A 4,511-nucleotide genomic window follows, 5' to 3' on the forward strand; every position below is an offset into this window, starting at 1 on the left:
AATTCATTAATTACAAGACATAATAATTTAACATCTTGTCATGAAAATTTGAGCCTCTATATTAACGGTTTAGATTCTGTCAATTAAAGTCATTATGTCACTAAACAGAAAGGTAATTATTTGTTTTTTAATTTTTTAATGCGTTTAAAATACGTTTTTCGAATAAAAATACATACATTTGTCACACCAAAAAATATTTTTTTGTATACATAAGGCATTTTTTTATACGTAAAACGACCATTAACTAGCCTGCCTTATCTAACGTTTTTTTCCTTTTTTATTTAATTATTTTTCTAACAAAGTTAGATTTATGAAAATTATTATGTGGAGATTTACATCTACAACATTTAATTTTTTATCAATTTACTTAATTGTTAATCAAATTATTTCGGAAGCAAAATGCTCTCCTGTTGTAAATGAAATAAATGGTAGTCTCATATCTATTGATGATTCTATTTTTCTAAAGAATATATTTCTCGAGAGCTATTTCCTGAAACGATTTTTAACGTCTATACATTTCACTCCTATAGAAATAAAGATAGCTTCAATCTGGAACAAGCGGCTAATGCTAAAAATCATCACAGCGACTATATATCAGAAATCTACTGTCCTCAGCAATTGGTTTAGCAATCGTGAGCTCTATTTTTCTTGCTGTTCTGAATCTATGTGTGCATCGAAGAAAAAGCAGATATGTACTACAGGCTAGCTGTAGTGAATATTTTGGAGCTTTTCGTCGTTTAACTTCTCAATGAGTTTTTATTAATAAATCATGAGATGGATGACATACTTGGAAGATTAGCGCTAAGGTGTTAATTGCAATTTATAAAAAACAACAACTAAACAACAATCAATAAACGAAGAAAATAGTCAGAATTAATCTGCATATATCGTTAAATTCTTTCTGAGACAGATAAGTATTAACACGAAGTGATCTTTAGAGATTTTTCATATTGATCCGAATGCAGATACTACAAAAAAGATTAGCTAGATGAATTATACGCTCATCATAAATAAGACTCTTCATTTGAGATATTGTTCTATAAAAACGTCAACAGGTTATGATTATAGATTTTATTAGTATAAAAAAAGGAATATTGTTGACTGGAATTTTTTCCATTTCAACGTTCGCTTTTGCGCAGATTGGTATTAATACAGCAACACCTCATTCTACACTAGATATAGAAGGTAGTATCGAAGCCAATAGGGTTGCAGGCATTCAGGCTCCCCGTTTAACTTTAGCTGCATTAACAGCCAAAATAAGTTCTTTGTATGGAGCTAATCAGATAGGGGCACTGATTTATATAACGAATGTATCGGGAGGAGATAGAACCGGACAACGGGTAAATATTTCTTCTCCGGGGTATTATTATTTTGATGGAAGTTTTTGGCAAAATCTGGGAATTCCAGAGCCGAAGGTATTGTCTGGTGATATTAAATATTCGGTTGTTGAAACAGATCATGATGGATGGTATTTAATGAATGGGAGAACTGTCGCGAGTCTTCCTGCAAATTTACGACCAATAGCGCAGAAACTTGGTTTTACAAATAATCTACCAGATACTAGAGACCGTTTTCTTAAGACTAAGACAGGAACCGAAGCTGTTGGAGTTATTGGTGGAACCAACACATTCACTATTGCAGAAGCAAACTTACCTAATCTTAACTTATCAGGTAGCTTTAGTGGTACTTCGGCTAGTGGAGGGGCGTCTCATACTCATACTTTCAGCGGGACGTCGGCAAGCGGAGGCTCAGCTCATAATCATACTTTCAGTGGTACTTCGGCTAGTGGAGGGGCAGCTCACACTCATACTTTGAGTAGTATAGCTTCAGGAAATGGTGGAGCAGCTCATACACACCCATTCAGTGGGACATCAAGTAATACAGGAAATCATACCCATACTTATCTGGCACCTCCAAGAGCAACAACAAAAGATAGGGGACCTTTGGTTTCTAAGGTGAGTGTAGACGTTCCGACTAATAACCAGATTGATGCAGCAGGAGCTCACACTCATACTTTTAGTGCCACATCCTCTAATAATGCTCATACTCACACTTATTCGGGAAATGCTGCATCTACATCTCATACCCATGCTTATGATGGAACTTCTACTAGTACTGCACATAACCATACATTTAGTACAACTTCGGAGAGTTCAGGTGCGCACAATCATACACTGAGTGGAAATGCAAATTTTCCTTTGGGAGGCAGTGGAATAGCTCTTTCCAACAGGTCTGCCTATTTAGTAGTGAATGCATATGTTTATTTAGGGCAATAAGGTGAGTGTCTAAATATTATTTATTTATGAAATTGAAAAGTATGAAATATAAGATTTTATTTTTACATATCGTATTAGCTTATTTGTCTGTTAATAGCTTATCTGTGGCACAAGTAGGTATTAATACACCCCTTCCTAAGTCTACACTAGATGTAACTGCATTTAATGAAGTGAATGTAGCAGATGGCATACAAGCTCCGCGTTTGACTCTACTTCAGCTTACAGCAAAAGGCAATTCGTTGTATGGAGCCAATCAGAAAAGTACTATTATTTATATTACAGACATATCGGGAGGTAATAAAACTGGTCAAAGAGTAAATATTACTAAGGTTGGTTATTATTATTTTGATGGAAATGTTTGGCAACAATTTACTTTCCCCAATGTTGCAAAGCTGGGTGATGTAATAAACTCGTTCGCTCCATCAGATTATGAAGGATGGTATTTGCTTGATGGGAGAGCGATAACTAGTCTTCCGGCTAATATTCAGCAAGCAGCTAAAAACTTAGGATTTGCAACTACTCTTCCCGATGCTCGTGATAGAGTACTGAAACCAAAAACAGGAACTGAAGTTATAATGAGTACAGGCGGTATAAATGATTTGGCTATATCAACAGCAAATCTGCCGAATATTAATTTAGTGGGGACATTTAATGGTTCGGCTGCTAATAATGGAGCCCATACACATGCTGTGAGTAATACATTAGCTACTGGAGGAGATCACTCGCATATCGTCACAGGAACATTGGCTGCAGGAGGAGCTCATGCGCATGGGGTTAGTGGAACATTAGCTTCTGGCGGAGGGCATACACATGGAACGAGCGGTACCCTAGCCTCAGCTGGTAATCACCGACATACGGGAGAAAATATTCAGGTAATAAACGATGTTGATAGAGGAGATAGTAGAGGTACGGCAGCTCTTTATAACTATAATGCCTTAACGAGGCATAATACCAGTAGTGCAGGAGCTCATACACATACGCTTAGTGCCACTCTTACTTCGGGTGGCGGGCACACGCATCCTGTTACAGGAACATTGGCTTCGGCTGATGCTCACGCACATGCTATTGCTGCAACATTGGCTAATAATGGAGCTCATACGCATGCTATCAGTGGTACATTGGTGTCAGTTGGAGCTCACACACACACGTTTTCGGCAAATACAACTATTCCTTTAGGGGGAGCAGGCAAATTGTTAAATAACAGACCTGCTTATGTTGTTGTAAATACATTTATTTATTTGGGTAAATAATATATCATTTAAATTTTCGAGATGAAACAGCAAATTTTATTTTGGGTACACATATCATTCAGTCTACTATTGAGTAGTTCAGTTTTTGGGCAAGTTGGAATTAATACAAAATCTCCGGCTTCTACCTTAGATGTAATGTCAACTAATGTTACGAGTAATATAGACGGGATACAGGCTCCACGCCTCACTTTATCTCAGTTGACCAATAAGGGTGATGTTCTTTATGGAGCAGATCAGGTAGGTACTATTGTTTATATAACAGATGCTTCTACTGGTAATAAAACAGGACAGAGAGCTAATATTACATTGCCAGGATATTATTTCTTTAATGGTAGTGTTTGGATCAAATTGGGAGTACATGACTACAAGACTGTCTTAGGACGTGTAAAAAACTCTTTCCAGACTTCAGACCATGATGGCTGGTATTTATTAGATGGAAGAGCTATTACTGCTTTTCCTGCTAATGTTCAGACTGCCGCAAAATCATTGGGTTTTGCCACAGCACTTCCTGATAGTCGTGATAGAGTATTAAAGAGCAAAACGGGAGCAGAGACGCTAGGTAGCATTGGTGGTAGTAATGTAAAGACAATAACTAGAGAGAATCTTCCTAATATATCCCTAAGTAGTACTATAAATACTACAACATCAAGCAATGGAGCTCATACACATACTTTTAGTGCTACATCTTCAGATAATGGAGGTCATACACATACTTTATCTGCAACTTCGGCTTCAGTGGGGCATCAACATTCACTCAGTTTAACATCAACTAATACAGCCCATACGCATACTTTTAGTGCTACTTCTACTAATAATGGAGCACATGTGCATGGTTATAATCAACCGACACGGGCTAATACCACTAAGGATAGTGGCGGATATAGCTCTGACTTTAATATGAAAAGTGGACAAGTAACTAGAACCACAGCTACTGCTGGAGCTCATACTCATACTTTTAGTGGAACCTCAGCCAGTGGTGGTGCGG

General features: G+C 37.2%; 3 protein-coding genes. All 3 read left to right on the forward strand.

Annotated elements, in window-relative coordinates:
• Window positions 1-1,058 precede the first annotated feature (1,058 nt).
• The gene (locus tag HGC4_RS14630) at window positions 1,059-2,276 is read left to right on the forward strand and encodes a hypothetical protein (RefSeq protein WP_050710882.1); all 1,218 of its coding nucleotides are present in this window, start codon (window positions 1,059-1,061) and stop codon (window positions 2,274-2,276) included.
• Between the two features lie 26 nt (window positions 2,277-2,302).
• Window positions 2,303-3,526 carry a hypothetical protein gene (locus HGC4_RS14635; RefSeq protein ID WP_050710883.1) on the forward strand — a complete coding sequence of 408 codons (1,224 nt, stop codon included), beginning with the start codon at window positions 2,303-2,305 and terminating at the stop codon, window positions 3,524-3,526.
• A 21-nt stretch (window positions 3,527-3,547) separates the two neighbouring features.
• Window positions 3,548-4,511 (forward strand): hypothetical protein (locus HGC4_RS14640; RefSeq protein WP_082204195.1); only part of this gene is annotated, 964 nt, incomplete at its 3' end.

It is taken from the genome of Dysgonomonas sp. HGC4 (assembly GCF_001261715.1).
Taxonomy (GTDB): Bacteria; Bacteroidota; Bacteroidia; order Bacteroidales; family Dysgonomonadaceae; genus Dysgonomonas_A.